Origin of the sequence: Qipengyuania sp. MTN3-11, assembly GCF_042851825.1 — a bacterium.
GTDB lineage: Bacteria > Pseudomonadota > Alphaproteobacteria > Sphingomonadales > Sphingomonadaceae > Qipengyuania.
In genome coordinates this window covers 107,988-126,865 of record NZ_BTGM01000001.1, presented here as the reverse complement: position 1 = coordinate 126,865, position 18,878 = coordinate 107,988, and the positions used below count along the sequence as shown (strand labels likewise).

Sequence of the window (18,878 nt, the reverse complement as noted above, 5' to 3'; positions counted from 1 at the left end):
AATGAGGACAGCGGTGGCCTTTATTCGTCGACCCGGCGCAGAATTGCGCGGCCATAGGCGGTCTTGGCGAACATTTCGCCACGCTTGCGGGCCTCGTCGGCGGTAATCCACCCCTGATCCAGCGCGATCTCTTCCAGGCAGGCAATCTGAATGCCCTGACGATGCTGCAGCGTGCGTACGAACTCGCCCGCCTCTAGCAGGCTGTCATGCGTGCCGGTGTCGAGCCAGGCGTAGCCGCGGCCCATCTGTTCGACGTAGAGATCGCCTGCATCCATGTAGAGGCGGTTCAGATCGGTGATCTCCAGTTCTCCGCGCGGAGATGGTTTCAGCCCGCGCGCAAATTCGACCACGCGGCCATCGTAAAAATAGAGACCTGTGACGGCGTGGTTGGATTTGGGGTGTTCGGGCTTTTCTTCCAGGCTCAGCGCGCGGCCCCCTTCGCCGAGTTCGACCACGCCGTAGCGTTCGGGATCCTCGACCCGCGTGCTGAACACGGTCGCACCGCGTGTCCGCGCCACCGCATTGGCCAGTAGATCGGTCAGGCGCGCGCCAAAGAAGATGTTGTCGCCCAGCACGAGCGCCGCTCCCTCCCCCTGCGCCAGGAAACCGCAATCGGCGCCGATCGTGAAGGCCTGCGCAAGGCCTTCGGGACGGGGTTGCTCGGCATAAGTGATTGAGAGCCCGAAGGCGGAGCCGTCGCCGAACAAGGTGCGGTAGCTACCGAGGAATTCCGGGCTCGAGATGATCAGCACTTCGCGTATGCCCGCCAGCATCAGCACGCTGAGCGGATAGTAGACCATCGGTTTGTCATAAACGGGCAGCAATTGTTTGTTCACCGCCAGCGTGGCCGGATGGAGCCGCGAGCCGCTGCCGCCTGCTAGAATGATGCCTTTCATGGATTCGGTTCTCCGATCAGTTCGTCGAGTATGTCGCTCAGCGCATCGGTCCAGGGGCGCGGCGCAATGCCGAAATCCTCCATGATCGCTGCATGGCTGAGGAGCGAGTTTGCGGGACGCCGGGCGGGAGTGGGATAGTCGATCGTTGCGATCGGCGTCACTTGCGCAGAAGGGCCGCCGCGCAACGCGGATTGGCGGAAAATTTCGGTCGCGAAGCTGGCCCAGTCCGTCGCCCCCGCGTTGCTGAAATGGTAAGTGCCCGAAGGGACAGCAGCATCGCGTGCCATCCGCGCGACAATGGCCGCCAGAGCAGCGGCCAAGTCGGCGGCGGCGGTAGGGCTGCCGCGCTGGTCCGCAACCACGCTCAACGTTTCGCGCTCTGCGCCGACACGCAACATGGTCTTCACGAAATTGTGCCCGTGTGCGGAAACGACCCAGGCGGTGCGCACTATGGCGTGGCGCGCGCCGCTGGCCCGCACGGCGAGTTCGCCGCCGAGCTTTGACGCGCCGTAAACATTGATCGGATCGGTCGGGTCGTCGACATCCCACGCGCCGTCCCGGTCACCGGGGAACACGTAATCGGTCGAGACCTGCACCAATGGAACGCCGATCGCCGCACAGGCCTGTCCGAAAGCCGCCGGAGCGAGCGCATTGGCACGCCAAGCGGCGGCTTGCTCGCTCTCGGCCCGGTCGACTGCGGTATAGGCTGCGGCGTTGATCACCGCAGCGAAGGGAGCTCCTTCGTGTCCGGCGGCGACGATCGCCGCAATCGCGTCCGCATCGTCAAGATCGAGCTGCGCGCGAGTTACCGGTACTGGCACCAGCCCCTGTGGCCAGGCCACACGGGCGAGTTCGGTGCCGAGCTGGCCCGCCGCGCCGGTGACGAGAACGCCGCGCGCCATCGGATCAGCGCGCGACACCGCGGCGCTCGGCCGCCTTGGCTGCCACCAACGGACGCCACCACGCTTCGTTGGCCAGATACCATTCGACCGTCTTGCGGATGCCGCTTTCGAATGTCTCCCGCGGCGTCCAGCCCAATTCCTTGCCGATCCGCGTGGCATCGATGGCATAGCGCATGTCGTGACCCGGCCGGTCCGCTACATGGGCGATCTGGTCGGCATAGGGCTTGCCGTCGGCGCGCGGGGCAAGCTCGTCGAGATGTGCGCAGATGGCGCGCACGACCTCGATGTTCTGCTTTTCGTTATGGCCGCCGATATTGTAGGTTCGGCCCGGCTCGCCCGCTTCGAACACGGTCCGCAGGGCGCGCACGTGATCGTCTACGTACAGCCAGTCGCGCACCTGATCGCCCTTGCCGTAAACGGGCAGCGGCTCGCCATCCAGCGCCTTGGCGATCACCAGCGGGATCAGCTTTTCCGGAAAGTGGTAGGGGCCGTAATTGTTGGAGCAATTGGTAATCAGCACCGGCAGGCCGAAGGTGTGGCCCCAGGCAGAAACCAGATGGTCGGACCCCGCTTTGCTGGCCGAATAGGGCGAGCGCGGGTCGTAGGGCGTTTCCTCGGTGAAGAGCCCGGTGGTGCCGAGGCTCCCATAGACTTCGTCGGTCGAGATATGATGGAAGCGGAAAGCTTCGCGCGCGGTATCGTCCAGCCCCTGCCAGAAACGGCGGGCTTCGGTCAGCAGGGTGTAGGTGCCCACCAGATTGGTTTCGATGAAAGCTCCCGGCCCGTCGATGGATCGGTCGACATGGCTCTCGGCGGCCAGGTGCGTGATCACGTCGGGTCGGAAATCGTCGAGAGCTGCGCGCACTTGATCCGGATCGCGGATATCGCCTTTCACGAAGCGGTAGCGCTCGCTGCCCGATACGCTCTCGACCGTGGTCAGCGTGCCGGCATAGGTCAGCGCGTCGAAATTAAGGACGGTATAATCGGTATCGGTGATCAAATGGCGCACCAGGGCCGAGCCGATAAAACCGGCGCCGCCGGTGACGAAAATGCGCATTGGGAAGGTCCTTACTGGTCCAGCGGTTCTAGCGGGCGGCCATCATAGTCGAAAGGGCTCTCGAAAGAGGCGAGACGCGGCAGCCGTTGATCCTTGGCGCTGAGTTCCGGCGCCGCCCCAACCGGGATCGGCCAGGCGATCGCGATATCGGGATCGTCCCAGATAATGCCGCCATCATGCTCGGGCGCGTAGAGCGCGGAGCATTTGTAAACGACCTCGCACTGGGGTTCCAGCGTCACGAAACCATGGGCGAAACCTGCTGGGATAAAAAGCTGGTCGCCGTTTTCGGCCGAAAGCTCGGTTCCGACCCAGCGGCCGAAGGTGGGCGAGCCATTTCGCACGTCGACCGCCACATCGAATATCCGCCCCCTGATGCAGCGCACCAGCTTGTCCTGAGCATGCGGCGGGGTCTGGAAATGCAAGCCGCGCAATGTGTGGGGTTGGGCGGACAGTGAATGATTGTCCTGCATAAAGGTGCAGACGATGCCGAGCTTTGCAAAGCGTTCGGCGTTGTAGGTTTCGGTGAACCACCCTCGCGCATCGCCGTGGCGGGTAGGGTGAATGAGCTGGACGGGGGAAGGCATGGCGGGCGGGGTCCTATCCACCTTGCAGCGGCCGTGCAATGCATGCGCGAACTCGTGTGAACACATCGTCCACCTCGACGCGCAGGCCGCGCGGCGCTGCGCCGCGTCGCTTGTCAAGGCTCGACCAATGCGGAGGTTGGGTTTAGGAAACGCCGCATGAAATCCGTCCAGTCCAACCGATCCACCGGTCGTTCCGATCGCCCCGCGCGACGACTGGGAGACCGTGATATCGTCATGTGGCTGATGATCGCCATGCTTGTCGTGGCAGCCCTGATTGGCGGTGCGTCGCGCGAGGATTCGTTGGCGCAGCCCGCGATCCGGCTGGCGATGCCGCTATTTCTTGCTGGGATCGTGTTGGCCGGTAGGCCTTTCGCCTGGCGCGAACTTTCGGGCCCGCTGGCACTCTTGGGCCTGCTCGCGCTCCTTATGACGGCGATGCTGATCCCCCTTCCACCGGAGGTTTGGACAAATCTGCCCGGACGGGATCTGATCGAACCCGCCGCGCCGCTGGCTGGCATGCCGCAACCGTGGCGGCCATGGGCAATTTCCCCTCCGCTTGCGCAGAACGCTCTGTTGGCATTGATCCCACCCGCATGCCTGCTCATCGGGGCAGGTTTTCTTACCGCCCACCAACGCGCCGCCTTGGCATCCCTGTTCTTGGTCCTGACCGTAGCGAGCGCTGTGCTGGGGGTGATGCAACTGGCGACAGGAGCGGGAGGGGCGCTGCGCTGGTATGCGATCACAAATCCGCAGGCAGGCGTGGGCTTCTTTGCCAACCGCAATCATCAGGCCCTGTTTCTGTCGATGGGCCTGCCGTTGTTTGGATACTGGGCACTTCGCGAAGGCGCCTCGCGCGCCAATCGCTCGATGCGTTTGTGGGTCGCGGGCTTCGGAGCTTTGCTGCTTATCGTTGCCATGTTGACCACAGGCTCGCGTGCAGGCCTGGTCCTCGGCGTCATTGCGCTCGTGGGTACGGCTGCCATCCATGCGGCAACGGCCAAGCGTCTTTTGGGGCGCCTGCGACCGCTCATGCGGTGGGCAATCCTGGGGGGATTCCTTGGCGCCGTGCTGCTTCTCGGAGCCATGGTATTGCTTTCCCCTCAGGCTCAATCGATCAATCGGCTTTTCGGTCTCGATGCTTCTGCCGATTTGCGGATCACGGCTTTGCCTACGATGCTGAAGATTGCCGCTACGTATTTTCCAGCCGGTACCGGCTTTGGCGGGTTCGAACCCGTGTTTCGCGCAGCGGAGCCTTTCGCCTTCCTGTCGCGCCAGTACGTCAACGAAGCCCACAACGATTTTCTGCAGCTCGTGATCGAAGGTGGTCTTGCAGGCTTGATCATCCTTGCGTTGGCTCTGATCTGGACCGCAAAGACGGCATGGCGCCTCGTCACGCCAAGGGACGGTGTCGATGACGCGATACTTCTGGGCCGCACAGGTTTGCTGATCGCCATCATGATCGCGGCCGCCAGTGTCGTGGACTACCCCGTTCGGACGCCATTAATCATGATTTCGCTTGTGCTCGCCTTCGTCTGGATGGCGTTGCCGCGGTCGCAAGCCCGGACCGCCTGACACTTTACGAATTATGACGACCTTTCTATAGGACCGCCATCGCTGATATGAAGAACCGTGATTGACAATGCGCTATGTCGTAGCCGGCCTTGCTGGCCTTTTTTGCCTGTCCGGTTGCGCCGGTACCCCGCCTATCATGCCTGTAAACGGCTTGGAGGTGGTGCGTAGCGCTGACCTGCCTGCGCCTTCGCGCACGGATTTGATCGCGCCGGATCGGCCGAGCCTGGTCGGCCCTCTCGATAAGCTTGAGCTTACGGTTTACAACGTTCCGGAGCTGGACACCGAGGCCCTGGTGGATGCCAGCGGCCGTATATCGGTTCCCCTGATCGGTGCGGTCGATGTGCGCGGCCTGACGCCTCAGGAAATTTCCAGTGTCGTTTCGGCGCAGCTGTCCAGATTTATTCGCGACCCCTATGTGACGGTGAATGTGCTGGAAAGCACCAGCCAGGTGGTTTCGGTCGATGGCGAGGTGAAAGTTCCCGGCCTCTATCCGGTCACCAATCAGATGACCCTGATGCGAGCGATCGCTTCGGCCGAGGGGCTGAGCGAATATGCCAAGCTCGAAGAAGTTGTAGTCCTGCGGACGGCGAATGGTCAGCGAATGGCGGGCGTCTACGACCTGGGAGCGATTCGCCGCGGTGTCTACGCTGATCCCGCGATCTACGCGAACGACGTGGTACTGGTCGGCGACTCACCCCTGCGGCGGCGGTTCCAAGACATCATAGCAGTCGCACCGCTTCTCACGGCACCCTTGATCATACTGTTTCAGAACTGAAGCCACTATTGATCGCAGGCCTGCCTTCCGGTTGGCCTGGTTAAGAATGGACCAAGATGAATAACGCCACCTTTGGTTTCGAACAGCGATCCCGTTTTAGCGGAACCCCGGCCGGCGCTCCGGATCTAGCCGAAACGACCCCCTTCTTGTCTCACTACTTTTCGCTTTTCTGGCGTCGGCGACGGGTTGTCGGTGGCATCATTGCTGCGTTTCTCGTGATCGGTCTGATCGTCACTTTGTTGATGACACCGCAGTATACCGCGACCAGCGAGATCGAGATCCGCCGCGAAACCGCGCAGATCGTGAACATGCAGGGCATCGAGCAGGATGCCAGCGATGCGGACCAAGAGTTTTACCAGACACAATATGGGCTGTTGCGCGCACAATCGCTCGCTGAAAAGGTCGCGAGCGAGCTCGGCTTGGCCGACAATCCCGAGTTCTTCGCAATGTTTGAACCCGAACAGCGCGAAGAGCTGTTCGATGCGAATGGCAATCCGGCCGCGAACCGTGAGGTTCGGTTGCGTTCGGCAGGCGCAATCTTATTGGAAAATGTCCGCATCTTTCCGGAGCGCCAATCGCGATTGGTGGAAATCGCCTTCACGGCTCCATCACCCGAATTGGCCAAAAACGTCGCCAATGCCTGGGCCGAGAGCTTCATCGAATCCAACCTGGAACGTCGCTACGAGGCGAGTTCTTATGCCCGGGAGTTCCTGGAGAACAGACTGGAGACCCTTCGCACGCGTCTCGACGAGTCCGAAGTCAATTTGCAGGATTATGCGCAGAACCAGCGGATTGTAACTCTTCCGGGAGCGGGTCGTGACGGGTCCGAGCAATCGACCATCGCGTTCGACCTCGTCGCTCTCACCCAGCAGCTTTCGCAGGCGACCGCCGATCGGATCAATGCTCAAGGGCGTTTACGGTCGGTACGAGGCCGAGCTGGGGAATCCAACGAATCGCTCGACAACGCTGCGCTCAATCAATTGCGAGCAGAACGGGCCGAACTGTCTGGCGAGTACGAAAAGTTGATGCAGCAATTCGAGCCGGCATACCCTCCGGCTCTCGCGTTGCGGCGGCAGATCGCCGAAATCGATCGCGGCATCCAGCGCGAGGAAAGCCGGATCGGTAATTCGGTCGAGCTGGCCTACCAATCGGCGCGCGAGCGTGAAGAAGCCTTGCAGCGAGAAGTCGATACGCTGGAAAACCAATTTCTGGACCAGCGACGTCGTAGCATTCAGTACCGTGTATTGGGCCGCGACGTCGATACAAACCGCCAGCTTTATGACGCGCTTTTGCAACGCTACAAAGAGATCGGGATTGCTGGAGGGGTCGGCACAAACAATGTCTCGATCGTCGATCGGGCCGATCTGCCGCAGCGTCCATCGAGTCCCAGGCTTCTGCTCAATATCGTGCTCTCGCTGTTCGCTGGCGTTGCGATCGGGGCGATTGCCGCATTCCTTCTCGAACAGAGCGATGAGACAATGTCGGATCCGAGCGACGCGGAGCGTCTCCTGGGATTGCCGCTGTTGGGCAGCGTCCCCCGCTTGAACGAAGAACCGGGCGAATTGCTGCTCGATCCCAAATCACAGATGGTCGATGCCTATCTGGCCATCCAAACGAGTTTGCAGTTCGCCACCGAAAGCGGGGTACCGCGCACGATCGCCGTCACCAGCACCCGGCCAGGCGAAGGCAAGTCCACCACCTCGCTGGCGCTCGCCACTATGCTGGCACGTGCGCAGAAACGCGTGGTCTTGATCGACGGCGACATGCGTTCGCCCTCGGTACATCACCTGATCGGTACCAACCACGACCGGGGGCTGAGCACCTATCTCTCGGGAAATGCGACCGCCGCCGAACTGATGCACCAGGTGGAACGCTATGGCTTTTCTGCCATTACAGCCGGGCCGATTCCACCCAACGCGGCCGAATTGCTCACGGGCAACCGGTTGGCCGCGTTGCTGAACGAATTGAGCGTAAATTTCGATCATGTGATCATAGACGCGCCGCCGGTGATGGGTCTGGCAGATGTTCCGCTCATTGCCGGCAGGGTCGAAGGTATCGTCTACGCGGTCGAAGCGCATGGCATTAAGCTGGGTATGGTGCGCGCCGCGCTTCAGCGGATCCACGCGACTTCCGCACGTATTCTTGGCACCGTCGTGACCAAGTTCGAGCCGAAGCGGTCGAGCACTGGCTACGGCTATACCTATGAGTATGATTACGGCGAGAAGCAGTCCGCCGCAGAGGCTTGAGATCGATGGCGCGGCTTTCCCGGATTGCGGTTGCTGCGGGCATAGCCGCCCTCGGCCTTTTCGCCGGATCGCAGAGCTTCGCTTTTGCTATCGCCGACCGGCAGCCGGACCTCGCTCTCCAGATCGATTCCAACCAGCCGCAAGCGCTGGCGAATATCGCCTATAATGCCTTTTCGATGGGTCAGACCGGCAATGGTGACGAGATCACCCAAGCCCGGTTAAACGAAGCGATAATGGGCGATCCCATGCAGGTCCGCGCCTTTGCCGCGATGGCTCTGCTGCGGCAAGTCGAGGATCAGGAAGCCGCCCGGCTGCTGATGTCCTATGCCCAGAGTCTTTCTCGGCGCAATCTGGGCGTCCAGTTATGGTGGATTGAAGACTGGGCGGCACGCGGCGATGTCGCCCGCACCCTCGAGCATTACGATATCGCGATGCGATCGGAAGCGAGCGCGCCGGGCCTGTTGTTCCCCATCCTTGTCACGGCGAGTTCCGATCCGAGAATCGCATCCGAGCTAGCACGCATCCTGGCCGACAATCCCGTGTGGGGCGAGCAGCTCGTGCAACAGATCGCGCAGAGTTCGACCGATCTACCCGGTGTCACTGAATTGTTTGTTGCAATGAATGAGAACGGCGCGCGGGTTCCGGACGCAGCGCTGTCCGCGGCGACAGCGAGGATGGCACAAGCCGGCAGTCTGGCCGAGGCATGGCGCGCCTTCCGGGCGGCACGGCCCCAACAGGCGACCCGCCCGGTGCGCAATTCGGCATTCGCCTCAGACGGAGCCATACCCACAGTGTTCGACTGGCAGCCCCAGGAGGGGTCCCCCACAGCCACGCTGGGCAATGGCACCTTGTATCTTTCGGCAGCCGCCGGGGTTTCCGGCGTTGCCGTCCGGCAAATCGGAACTCTTCCGCCCGGGACCTGGCGGATCGATTTCCGCCACGACGCGAGTGACCCCGGCAACCTGCCCAGACTTACGGCAAGCTGCTCCCTCGATGGGACGGTGTTGGGCCAATCCCGGACGGTGGGAGAGGGGCTCGCTCGGCTGACCTTCACCGTGCCGTCATCCTGCCCGTTTCAGGATCTGTCCTTCGCCCTGCCGACTAGCGACCGGCCGGGCGGCGCCTCGGCCAGCGTGCGTGAACTCACCATACGACAGGAACCCACCTGATTTCAGCCGGAGCGACGCGACAGGATGCCTATCCCGCGCAGCCAGTCCGATTTCAAATTCGATCTCGAACCAGGCCCTGCCTACGAACCTAGAACAATGGCGAGCGTAGACCTCCGCAATTCCGTCCGGCTCGTTCGGCTGTCCTGCGACACGCGAGCCGCTGGTGCGCGACAGATCGCCAGGGTGCTGCCGGGAGGGGTGATCTGCGAGCGTCCCCGCAGGGATGCGCAAGGTTTCGGTTCGCAATGACTGCACTGAACGATCTGCAGAGGAACTGGGATTACCGTCCGAGCAAACCTTCGGCGCTGGTGCGCGCGATGCGGCTGCGTTCGCGGTTGCGAGGCTGGAACCCGGCTCCCGAGTGGAGGGCGCTGCGAACAATCGTACCCGCCGAGCGATGGAACGGCTTGTTCCTGTTCGCCCCCAATGGCCGGATCGATCCAACCCAGACGGAGACGGTGCGGCGTATCAAGGCCCTGAAGGGTCGCGCCGTCGTGATCCTCGCCGCGCCGGACCCCACCGCTTGCGATGATCCGGCGCTGAGGGATGTCGAGGCTCTGTACTGGAAGGCGCTCGGCGGATACGACTTTTCGGCCTATGGGATATTGCTGCGCGAAGTGGCTGCCCGATCGCCTGGCGCGATGCTTTACCTCCAGAACGATTCGGTGCTGGGCCCTCTGGGAGATGTCGATAGCCTGATCGCCCGCATGCCCTGGCGAACGGGAGGATTTCTCGCCAGTGCGGCGATGGAAAACCACATCCAAAGCTTCGCTTTCGTACTGCGCGATGTCACTCCTGCCTACGCCCGGGCGCTTCATCCGGTGCTCCCGCAGAGCCGGGCGTTGAACGACTGGCGCGACGTCGTCTGGCGACAGGAAACGCGCCTCGCGCGCATCGCCGCGCGTAGCGGATCGGTGGGATCGCTGTGGTTTTCCGAACGGCCACGCCAGGTGGAATCCGGACTGATCGAAACGCTTCTTCACCGCGCGCGCGGCCGGAAAATCGTCCATGAAGTGATGGACCCCTCGCTGGTTGCAGCGGCGGAATTGCTGGAAGAGGGTTTCCCGTTTCTCAAGCGATCGCTTTTCGGCCGCAACGGACATTTTCAGGACCGTGGGCAATTGAGCGAATTTCTTCGCGCGAGCAATTATCCGGTGCCCGATGCGTCGTGATGAAGCGTACGATCGCGCTCCCTTGTCGTGCGGGATAACGCAAGTTCGTCCGGGGCCCAGCACCGGCGTCCGCTATCAGGACCGCATGATTTTCGACCGGCTCGCGGCCCGATATTTGGGCTCGGTTCTGTCAGGTTGCCAGATACATGCCACGACCGTGCTTTTCGGACCGGTCGTTCGAACCGGGCATGCGCCGAGGGGGTGGCGAAAAGAAGCCGCAGGAAGCCCGGCCGGGGCTCCATGATCCATAATTTGCCTTCATCGCGCCGCCGTACACCGCTACCGGATGAATCCTGATGGCCATCTCCGAAACTCTCCCGCCCAATCGCGGTTTCATAGCGTTCACGTCGCGCATTCTCCTCATCGCGACACTCGCGGTATCGGTAATCATTCCGCACTCTTTCCAAGTGCCGACGGCCGCGCTGATCGTCGTTACCGCCGCCATTGCCGTATTCGGCGTGCGCATGACGAAATGGCTTTCCCTGCAGTTGATGTTCTATTGCGCGGGGGCGGCGCTTACGGTGTTCTATCTGTTCATCGGCAATATCAACGGCGCGCCCAACGACGCGATTATCCAGACCGCACTCGTCTACCTCGCGTCCCCCCTGCTGTGGCTCGTCCTCGCGTCCAGCCTACAACAACGGCTCGGAACGGCAGGCACGGTGCGTTGGCTTCTTCTGTTCACTTGGGGCGGGATGGCGAGCGTTGTCGTGTTCTTCTACGCCTATTTCGCCTTTGGCCGAGAGTCCGTGGAATTCCTGGTCGAGGATCCCAACATCAACGTGCGAGGCGGATTCGCCGGTGCCACGATGTACGTTTACGGATCGCTGATCTTTCTGACGGCGGCGTTCTTTGCTGAGCCGGCCGTAGTCCGTTCACGTCTGGTTCGCTTCGTGATGCCGGCGGCGCTGATCACCGCCGCCATCACGTCGGGCCGTTCGGCGCTGATACTGGCGATTCCGATCGGTTATATTCTCGGGATCCTGTTGCGGCCGGGCCTGGCGGAACGATATTCGACCGATGGTCGCAACGGTATCGCGCTATTGCCGACAATCGGCCTCCTGGTCGCGATCGCCTTTGCCGGCGTCACGCTCAATGCGCTGTTTGCGCAGCTCGACCTGTTCTACATCGGCAATCTCTTCATCGACAAATTGCTGTCCGGCGGTGGTTCGGAACGCGTCGAGCAGACCGGCGCCTTGTGGGAGGGTATCGAGCGGTCCTTCGGTTTGGGCTGGGGCCATGGAATCGGAGTGGATTACATCCGCAACGACCGGTTGCCGTGGCGCTACGAGATCCTGCCCCTGGCAACTATCCTCCGCGTGGGTATAATCGGCCTCGTAATTTATGCCCTGCCTTTCGTGAGCGCCGCATGGGTGATCGTGCGGCGCATGCGGGCCCGCACGCTGACGCCCTGGGACATCTATCTGGCGGCGGGACTGGGTTCGGCCACCATCGCGACGTTTACGAACCCGTATTTGGAATCCTTCATCTTCCAGTGGATGTGCTTCATTCCGATCGTGCTTCTCGGCTCGGTTCAGACCGAAGTCGAGGATGAACAAACGGAGGAGGCCGGCATGGAGACTTCGCCCTCGCGCTTGACTCCCCGGATAGCCTGAGCGGGATACAGGCGTGAGTAAGGATACTGCCGCCGGCTTCAAGTCGCTTTTAAGGCGTGCGCTCACACGCATGCCGAAGCGCCTGTCGCGGTTCGGTTATGATCTACTTCGACTGGCTCGTCCGCCCCGGATCGCGAATGACCGACCGCTGGCGCTCGTCGCGACCCATGATCTGAGCCTCAGCGGGGCGCCGCGCACTGCGCTCGATCTCGCCCGCGCGCTGATGCAACTGGGCCACCACGTCGTGGCCGTGGCGATGGCCGATGGGCCGATGAGAGCGGAATACGAGGCCGCGGGCGTCACGCTTCTTATCGATCCCGTACCGCGCCGCAATGCACGTTACTTGCGCAGTCTGGCGAGGCGGGCGGAGGTGGCACTCGCCAACACAGTCGTGTGCGCGCCGCTGGTCGATGCCTGGGCCAGGCACGTGCCAGTATGCTGGTACTTGCACGAATTGTCGTTTCTCGAACATCTGCTCAGGACCGGGCGGATCGCTCGGCCACTTGCCGATGCCGGGCGCGTGTGGACCGGAAGCGAATTATGCGCGCAAATCGTTCGGCCCTACCGGCGCGATACGGTGGTGTTGCCTTACGGCCTGACACCAGTTCCTCCAGGCAAGCCACACGACGATGGCTTGCTCCATATCGGGATTTTCGGTTCCATCGAACCCCGCAAAGGGCAGGATCTCGCCCTCGATGGCCTGTTGTATCTCGCCCCGGAAGATCGCGAGAGGATCAGGCTTCATTTCTATGGCCGGTTGCTCGACCCCGAGTTCGCAAGGACCTGGCAGAAACATTGCGAGACGATCCCGCAGGCCGAATATGGCGGCGAACTCGACCAGGCCGCTTATCGCGCGATGCTCGGGCGGATGGATGCGATCCTTGTCTGTTCGCGCGAAGATACGGCCCCTCTGGTATCGATCGATGCACTTTCGTCGCAGCGCCTGCTCTTGCTAACCAAGGCGGTGGGTACCAGCACATGGCTGACAGACGGGGCAGAGGCCCTGATCGAAGAAGAGGCGGATGCGTTGGCCATGGCCCGGCTTTACGAAAGAGCGCTTGCCGCATGGCCTGAAAGGGCGCGCATCGGAGCTGCGGCGCGAGCGCGCTTCGATCGGACCTTCGCCTGGGATACGTTCGTGGCCCGCCTGGAAGAGGAGGTCGCGACTGCCCGCGCTGATCATCCCGTCCATGCGGGAGACCGGACCTGAGGGTTAGAACAGGCTAACCACGCCGCGTCCGACCGTTCCGATCAGAGCATTTCCGGTACTGGTGAGGCTCGCCCGATCGACCGCCGCACCGTTGAAGATAGTGGATGCTTCCGTCGTGCGACCGATCCTACTCACGATTCGGTTATCGGTCAGATTTACCTCGCGACTGGTTCCTTCGACGAAGGCGAGAGGGATACCAAGGCTTCCATTCTCCAGCCCGCAATCCACAAACGCATTGCCTTTCAACATCAGGCCATCGGCCGAGCGTACCCACAGCGTGTAGCCATTCGCCGTTCCTGATTGCACGAAACGATTCTTCTCGAGAACGATGTCGGCAACTGGTTGGCTCCAGCCGATTTCGGCGGCTTCGGCACACCGCACGAAACTGTTACCGAGTAATGCCACGTCCGCAATCCCATCGAGGAGGAAGGGCTTGCGGCAATGGCTCACCTCGTTCTTCGTGAAATGGATGTCGTAGGGTTGTTGCCCGCGCGCAGGGTCGATGAAACTGCGCGCCATGAACCCGCCATCGCGATCCATCACGATATTCTCTTCGACCCGGATGTTGCGAGTGTAGGAGCGGGAAGAATTGGCGAACAGGTTAAGCGTGACGGCACCGCCACCCCCAACCCGGAAGCGATTGCGCCTGATCGTCACGTTTTCGACGCGGGAGAAACCGGTGTCCTCGGGCTCTATGTCGATCGCGCCCGGGTTTGGTATACCGGTGGTCGGGTTCATGGGATCGAATTTTCCTGCTCCTCCAGGCCGGCCGACGGCTTCAAATCGGCAATCCTCGATCAGCACACGCTCGCCGTCCAGAATTGAAACCGCGTTGCGATTGTTGGTGTTCACCCCATCGAACAGGCAACGTCTTATGATCACGTCGCGATTGTGCCGTTCCACGGCGCGCACGGTGGAGGAGCCCAGATAAATCGCATCGCCTCGGAAGCCTTGAAAGGCACAATCCTCGATGGCGACATCGCTTACCCCGTTCAGCATGATCATATAGTCGAACTCGCTATACCCGCGAGCCCCGACATCGTCATGGAAGCCGAGCCCCGTGATGTGCCAACCGACAAGATTGTCCTCCGCCAATTCGGAACCACTGTCGGCAAAGAGAATGAACGGGCCCCCCGGTGCGTAGGATCGCCGAATGATGCTTCGGTCGGGGCCGGCACCGCGCAGGCGGAGACCGGAAGGCAGGGTGAGGCCTGCATCCATCGCCAAGGTGAAAATTCCCGGGGGGACATATACCGTGGCACCCGTATCCGCTGCGCGGCGTAAAGCCGCGGTGTCGTCCTGGTCTCCCGTCCGACGGAAATCGGGCAGAAAAACCCGCTCCTGCGGGGCCGCACATGCCGTACCGAAGCCGAGCAAGGTGGTACCGAGGACCAGCGAGCTCGTCGCGATCGCACGACGTCGGGAGTAGCGCGGCAAGAATGGCGAACCATCGGGCATCGTATCGTGTCCTTCATTGGCTGATCCTACCGCCCGCCGCTACGGACCCTGTCCAGAGAGCGTCAAATCCCAGAACAGGACCTCAGTGCTCGGTCGATACTGGCAATCGACCCGTTAGCGTGGCGTCGTCCAGGCAGTTGGTCAGGCTCTGCCCTACGGGCAGTAATCTACATGCTGCAGAGGCCGACCATACATTCGGGGCCTTGCCTCACGATGACCGATACAGCCGGACCCTCGCTCCAGCAAAAAAACCAAAGATTGCGCGCAGCTTTCCTGGCTCTGGACCAGGCATCGCCAACATTGCGCCCTCCGCTCTCCTCCGCGCGTGGCGATTGCAGACACGAGCCCGCAGCTTGCGAGAACGAGCGTATGCAGCTTAAGGGGCCCTATGATTACTCGAGAAAGACAAGCGCGTCCTGCAACGCTCGCGCGGATCGTCGTGCCCGTGCTTGTCGGTCTGGCAGGTCTTTCTGCATGTTCGGATGAAACGCTTTCGTCCGATCATCTGCCTGACGATACGCCACAGGCAACCTATAGTGCGGAAGAGCGACGATCCGCCGAGCGCCTGTCGATGGGGAACGTGGCGGCGATCGATGCCGCCGGCAGCGAATATCGCCAGGCGGCATTGTGCGTCGTTGCGCTGGAAACCGTTTCCGAAATGGCCGAGGATGGAAGCACCATGACCACCGAACAGCGTGCAGCCATCCAGCAGGCGCTCCGCATTTTCGAACAGCGCGCGCGTCGCAGCGCCGCGGCCGATGCCAGCGTGGTCCCGGCGGAAGAGCGCCTGGCGCTCGAAGCGCAATATCCCGAACGCCGCGAGCGAGCCCAGCTCGCATTGGGGTGTTTGCGCAAATTGTAAGGGTCCAAGCGTGATGAGCGGTGGGCGCGAGCGCAGGGATCTCGGGCCGCCTGGTTCCAACAGGGCGCCGCGCGAGGTGGTCAATGCGGCCAGTTGCATCTAAGGGCCTGCTTGAGCTGCCCCAGAGCCGATATTACGAGAGATCCATGAAAGCAGTCATCCTTGCCGGCGGCCTCGGCACGCGGTTCAGCGAAGAAACATCTGTCCGACCCAAGCCGATGATCGAAATCGGCGGCAAGCCGATCCTCTGGCACATCATGAAGATATACTCCGCCAACGGGGTCAGGGACTTCGTCATTTGTTGCGGCTACAAGGGCTATGTCATCAAGGAGTATTTCGCGAATTACTTCCTGCACACGTCCGATGTGACCTTTCACATGGCAGAGAATCGCATGGAGGTGCATCAACGCCGGTCCGAACCCTGGAACGTGACGCTTGTTGATACCGGCGATGCGTCGATGACGGGCGGACGGATCAAGCGCGTTGCCGATTACGTCCGGGAAGAGGAAGCGTTCTGCATGACCTATGGTGACGGGGTCGGCGATATCGATATCGCCGGCTCGATAGCTTTTCACCGCCGGCACGGGAAGCACGCGACCCTGACGGCGGCGATTCCGCCGGGCCGTTTCGGCGCGCTGGACATGGATGGCGACCGGGTGGCGAGCTTCCTTGAAAAGCCGGCGGGCGACGGTTCCGCGATCAATGCCGGCTTTTTCGTCCTGTCGCCGGCAGTGCTCGACTACATCGATGACGATTCGACCATCTGGGAACAGGAACCGTTGCGGAACCTGGCGGCCGACGGACAATTGATGGCGTTCCATCATTCCGGCTTTTGGCAGCCAATGGACACTCTGCGAGACAAGCAGAAGCTGGAAAGCCATTGGGAAGCTGGCGATGCGCAGTGGAAAGTATGGTGACCGGTGCGGTCGATCCCGAGTTTTGGGCAGGGAAGCGCGTTTTCCTGACCGGCCATACCGGCTTCAAGGGGAGTTGGCTGGCGCTCTGGCTCGGGGGAATGGGGGCGGAGATTCATGGATTTGCCCTTGCTCCGGACGACAATCCCAACCTGTATGATCTCGTCGATGCGGGGCGGGAGATCACCTCGACGAGGGGTGATATCCGCGATCTCGCTGCGGTTCGCGCGGCTATGGCGGAGGCCGACCCGGAAATCCTCATCCACATGGCCGCGCAGTCTCTGGTGCGTCCTTCCTACGATGACCCGGTCGGAACATATGCCACCAATGTCATGGGGACCGTCAATGTCCTCGAGGCGGCGCGCGCCTGTCCCTCGCTGCGCGCGATCGTGGTCGTTACCACCGACAAATGCTACGAGAACCGCGAATGGGATTGGGGTTATCGCGAGAGCGAGGCGATGGGCGGCCACGATCCCTATTCCAGCAGCAAGGGATGCGCCGAACTGGTTTCCTCGGCATATCGAGCCTCCTTCTTTGCGTCGGTCGCCGGCGGCCCGAAGCTTGCCACGGCGCGCGCTGGCAATGTCATCGGGGGCGGAGACTGGGCGCGCGATCGCCTGGTGCCGGATGCACTCCGCGCTTTTGGTCACGGGCAACGGGTTGCCATACGAAACCCGTTGGCAACCCGTCCTTGGCAACATGTGCTCGAGCCGCTGTCGGGGTATCTGGTCCTTGCGCAAGCGCTATGGCGCGATGGGTCCGGTTTCGCGGAAGGGTGGAATTTCGGTCCACGTGACGAAGATGCGCGTCCGGTCCGCTGGGTAGTGGAACAGCTTGCTGCGCATTGGGGTGGCGATGCGGGCTGGGTGGAGGCGGACGGTTTCCATCCGCACGAGGCCCATTCCCTCAAGCTCGACATATCGAAGGCGCGGGCACGCTTACACTGGCGGCCCCGTTGGGCATTGGAAGAGGCCGTGGAGCGTATCGTTGCATGGCAGAAGGCCTGGCTCGACGGTGCCGATATGCGCACGCATTGCTTGGCCGAGATCGAGAACTACACCCACACGACGACAGCCCTGGAAGAGACAATTCGATAATGTCCGAAGAGATGCGTTCACAAATTATCGCCATGGCGCGCGACTATTTCGATGCTAAACCGCAGCCGGAATTCATACCGGGCGAAACCTACATCCCGCCATCCGGCAAGGTGATGGATGCTGACGACTGCGCCAGTCTTATCGATTCCGCGCTCGATATGTGGTTGACGGCCGGACGCTATGCCACCCAGTTCGAGGAAAGGTTGGCCAAGGTCTTCGGAACGCGTTTCGCCAAGCTGACCGTATCGGGTTCGGCCGCCAATCTCCTCGCCTTCGCTTGCCTGACCTCATGGAAGCTGGGCGAAAAACGAATCAAGCCGGGGTCGGAAGTCATCACTGTTGCCGCTGGTTTTCCAACTACCGTGTCCCCGATCGTGCAATATGGCTGCATTCCCGTGTTCGTGGATGTCGATATCGCGACGCACAATGTCGATGTCGACCTGCTGGAAGCAGCCATTACGGACAAGACCAGCGCGGTGATGATCGCGCATTCGCTGGGAAACCCCTTCGATGTCGAGCGCGTCGCGCGGCTATGCAAAAAGCACGGACTTTATCTGATCGAGGACTGTTGCGACGCCTTCGGCGCGACGATCGGCGGAAAACAGGTTGGCACGTTCGGCGACGTGGCCACGCTGAGCTTCTACCCGGCCCACCACATCACGATGGGCGAGGGGGGCGCGGTGATGCTAAACAGCCCGCTCCTTGCAAAAATCGCGGAATCCTTCCGCGACTGGGGCCGTGACTGCTATTGCGCGCCGGGTCAGGACAACACCTGCAACAAGCGGTATGGCTGGCGCTTGGGCACCCTGCCGAAGGGCTACGATCACAAATACACTTACAGCCACGTCGGTTACAATTTGAAGGTCAGCGACATGCAGGCAGCTGTGGGAGTCAGCCAGCTCGAGAAGCTCGACCGCTTCATCGAGAAGCGCCGGGCGAATTTCGCCGGGCTTACACGCCGCCTGAAGGATCACGGGCTGGACCGGGTTTTCCATTTGCCGGAACCCACGCCGGGGAGCGACCCGAGCTGGTTTGGGTTTCTACTGACGCTGCGCGACGGGACGGGGATCGATCGCAATCTGCTGGTCAAGACACTGGAAGAGCGCAAGGTCGGCACCCGCATGCTGTTTGCCGGAAACCTGACTCGCCAGCCCGCCTTCACCCACGTCGAATATCGCGTGCACGGCGAGCTTACGCATACGGACAAGATCATGACCGACAGCTTCTGGATCGGCGTGTGGCCCGGCATCGACGATCGGCGCATGGATTACATGATCGACACGCTGGCCGAGATCACTCGGGAACTGGCCGACCATACGGCTGTGCAGCCAGCGTGAAGGTGGGCGAA

Annotated in this window: 16 protein-coding genes; 11 read left to right on the top strand and 5 right to left on the bottom strand. The window is 61.8% G+C overall.

Going from position 1 to position 18,878, the window contains the following annotated elements; translation table 11 throughout:
• Positions 1-20: 20 nt before the first annotated feature.
• From rfbA to rfbC, 4 genes are read right to left on the bottom strand one after another with little or no spacing between them, the layout of a single operon-like run.
• Positions 21-896, bottom strand: coding sequence for a glucose-1-phosphate thymidylyltransferase RfbA (gene rfbA, locus ACGHN1_RS00610; protein ID WP_390547418.1), 876 nt, complete (start codon positions 894-896; stop codon positions 21-23).
• Positions 893-1,816, bottom strand: a complete 924-nt coding sequence (gene rfbD, locus ACGHN1_RS00605; RefSeq protein WP_390547416.1) for a dTDP-4-dehydrorhamnose reductase — start codon at positions 1,814-1,816, stop codon at positions 893-895. Before rfbD ends, rfbA begins: the two co-directional genes overlap by 4 nt.
• Positions 1,803-2,855, bottom strand: a complete 1,053-nt coding sequence (rfbB, locus tag ACGHN1_RS00600) for a dTDP-glucose 4,6-dehydratase (RefSeq protein WP_390547414.1) — start codon at positions 2,853-2,855, stop codon at positions 1,803-1,805. Before rfbB ends, rfbD begins: the two co-directional genes overlap by 14 nt.
• Positions 2,856-2,866: 11 nt before the next feature.
• Positions 2,867-3,556, bottom strand: coding sequence for a dTDP-4-dehydrorhamnose 3,5-epimerase (gene rfbC, locus ACGHN1_RS00595; RefSeq protein ID WP_390547412.1), 690 nt, complete (start codon positions 3,554-3,556; stop codon positions 2,867-2,869).
• A gap of 39 nt (positions 3,557-3,595) precedes the next feature.
• Here rfbC and ACGHN1_RS00590 point away from each other — a divergent pair, with 39 nt between their 5' ends.
• From ACGHN1_RS00590 to ACGHN1_RS00560, 7 genes are all read left to right on the top strand, one after another.
• Positions 3,596-5,011 carry an O-antigen ligase family protein gene (locus tag ACGHN1_RS00590; protein WP_390547411.1) on the top strand — a complete coding sequence of 472 codons (1,416 nt, stop codon included), beginning with the start codon at positions 3,596-3,598 and terminating at the stop codon, positions 5,009-5,011.
• A 67-nt stretch (positions 5,012-5,078) separates the two neighbouring features.
• Positions 5,079-5,786 carry a polysaccharide biosynthesis/export family protein gene (locus ACGHN1_RS00585; protein WP_390549705.1) on the top strand — a complete coding sequence of 236 codons (708 nt, stop codon included), beginning with the start codon at positions 5,079-5,081 and terminating at the stop codon, positions 5,784-5,786.
• A 56-nt stretch (positions 5,787-5,842) separates the two neighbouring features.
• Positions 5,843-8,032, top strand: a complete 2,190-nt coding sequence (locus ACGHN1_RS00580; RefSeq protein ID WP_390547409.1) for a GumC family protein — start codon at positions 5,843-5,845, stop codon at positions 8,030-8,032.
• Positions 8,033-8,037: 5 nt separating this feature from the next.
• Positions 8,038-9,201 carry a hypothetical protein gene (locus tag ACGHN1_RS00575; protein WP_390547407.1) on the top strand — a complete coding sequence of 388 codons (1,164 nt, stop codon included), beginning with the start codon at positions 8,038-8,040 and terminating at the stop codon, positions 9,199-9,201.
• A 245-nt stretch (positions 9,202-9,446) separates the two neighbouring features.
• Positions 9,447-10,373: a hypothetical protein gene (locus ACGHN1_RS00570; protein WP_390547405.1), complete on the top strand. Its 927-nt coding sequence runs from the start codon at positions 9,447-9,449 to the stop codon at positions 10,371-10,373.
• A 296-nt stretch (positions 10,374-10,669) separates the two neighbouring features.
• Positions 10,670-11,989: a hypothetical protein gene (locus ACGHN1_RS00565; protein ID WP_390547403.1), complete on the top strand. Its 1,320-nt coding sequence runs from the start codon at positions 10,670-10,672 to the stop codon at positions 11,987-11,989.
• Between the two features lie 70 nt (positions 11,990-12,059).
• Entirely contained in the window at positions 12,060-13,199 is a 1,140-nt protein-coding gene (locus tag ACGHN1_RS00560; protein ID WP_390547402.1) for a glycosyltransferase family 4 protein, read from the top strand.
• Positions 13,200-13,202: 3 nt separating this feature from the next.
• Here ACGHN1_RS00560 and ACGHN1_RS00555 read toward each other — a convergent pair whose 3' ends face one another.
• Positions 13,203-14,576: a right-handed parallel beta-helix repeat-containing protein gene (locus tag ACGHN1_RS00555; RefSeq protein WP_390547400.1), complete on the bottom strand. Its 1,374-nt coding sequence runs from the start codon at positions 14,574-14,576 to the stop codon at positions 13,203-13,205.
• A gap of 469 nt (positions 14,577-15,045) precedes the next feature.
• Between ACGHN1_RS00555 and ACGHN1_RS00550 the strand changes: the two genes are divergently transcribed.
• From ACGHN1_RS00550 to rfbH, 4 genes are all read left to right on the top strand, one after another.
• Positions 15,046-15,519 (top strand): hypothetical protein, encoded by a 474-nt coding sequence (locus tag ACGHN1_RS00550; RefSeq protein ID WP_390547399.1) that lies wholly within the window; start codon positions 15,046-15,048, stop codon positions 15,517-15,519.
• A 146-nt stretch (positions 15,520-15,665) separates the two neighbouring features.
• Positions 15,666-16,436, top strand: a complete 771-nt coding sequence (gene rfbF / locus ACGHN1_RS00545; RefSeq protein ID WP_390549703.1) for a glucose-1-phosphate cytidylyltransferase — start codon at positions 15,666-15,668, stop codon at positions 16,434-16,436.
• The gene (rfbG, locus tag ACGHN1_RS00540) at positions 16,430-17,530 is read left to right on the top strand and encodes a CDP-glucose 4,6-dehydratase (RefSeq protein ID WP_390549701.1); all 1,101 of its coding nucleotides are present in this window, start codon (positions 16,430-16,432) and stop codon (positions 17,528-17,530) included. The genes rfbF and rfbG overlap by 7 nt, the downstream gene beginning before the upstream one ends.
• Positions 17,531-17,541: 11 nt before the next feature.
• A complete protein-coding gene (rfbH, locus tag ACGHN1_RS00535; protein WP_390547397.1) occupies positions 17,542-18,867 on the top strand; it encodes a lipopolysaccharide biosynthesis protein RfbH in 1,326 nt (441 codons plus the stop codon).
• Positions 18,868-18,878: the final 11 nt, after the last annotated feature.

What these genes read in the sequence shown, in the direction of transcription:
- ACGHN1_RS00550 (WP_390547399.1), top strand. Translation starts at nt 15,046, where the DNA reads ATGATTACTCGAGAAAGACAAGCGCGTCCTGCAACGCTCGCGCGGATC.
- ACGHN1_RS00590 (WP_390547411.1), top strand. Translation starts at nt 3,596, where the DNA reads ATGAAATCCGTCCAGTCCAACCGATCCACCGGTCGTTCCGATCGCCCC.
- ACGHN1_RS00565 (WP_390547403.1), top strand. Translation starts at nt 10,670, where the DNA reads ATGGCCATCTCCGAAACTCTCCCGCCCAATCGCGGTTTCATAGCGTTC.
- rfbG (WP_390549701.1), top strand. Translation starts at nt 16,430, where the DNA reads ATGGTGACCGGTGCGGTCGATCCCGAGTTTTGGGCAGGGAAGCGCGTT.
- rfbH (WP_390547397.1), top strand. Translation starts at nt 17,542, where the DNA reads ATGCGTTCACAAATTATCGCCATGGCGCGCGACTATTTCGATGCTAAA.
- rfbF (WP_390549703.1), top strand. Translation starts at nt 15,666, where the DNA reads ATGAAAGCAGTCATCCTTGCCGGCGGCCTCGGCACGCGGTTCAGCGAA.
- ACGHN1_RS00560 (WP_390547402.1), top strand. Translation starts at nt 12,060, where the DNA reads ATGCCGAAGCGCCTGTCGCGGTTCGGTTATGATCTACTTCGACTGGCT.
- rfbA (WP_390547418.1), bottom strand. Translation starts at nt 896, where the DNA reads ATGAAAGGCATCATTCTAGCAGGCGGCAGCGGCTCGCGGCTCCATCCG.
- ACGHN1_RS00580 (WP_390547409.1), top strand. Translation starts at nt 5,843, where the DNA reads ATGAATAACGCCACCTTTGGTTTCGAACAGCGATCCCGTTTTAGCGGA.
- ACGHN1_RS00585 (WP_390549705.1), top strand. Translation starts at nt 5,079, where the DNA reads ATGCGCTATGTCGTAGCCGGCCTTGCTGGCCTTTTTTGCCTGTCCGGT.
- ACGHN1_RS00570 (WP_390547405.1), top strand. Translation starts at nt 9,447, where the DNA reads ATGACTGCACTGAACGATCTGCAGAGGAACTGGGATTACCGTCCGAGC.
- ACGHN1_RS00575 (WP_390547407.1), top strand. Translation starts at nt 8,038, where the DNA reads ATGGCGCGGCTTTCCCGGATTGCGGTTGCTGCGGGCATAGCCGCCCTC.
- rfbB (WP_390547414.1), bottom strand. Translation starts at nt 2,855, where the DNA reads ATGCGCATTTTCGTCACCGGCGGCGCCGGTTTTATCGGCTCGGCCCTG.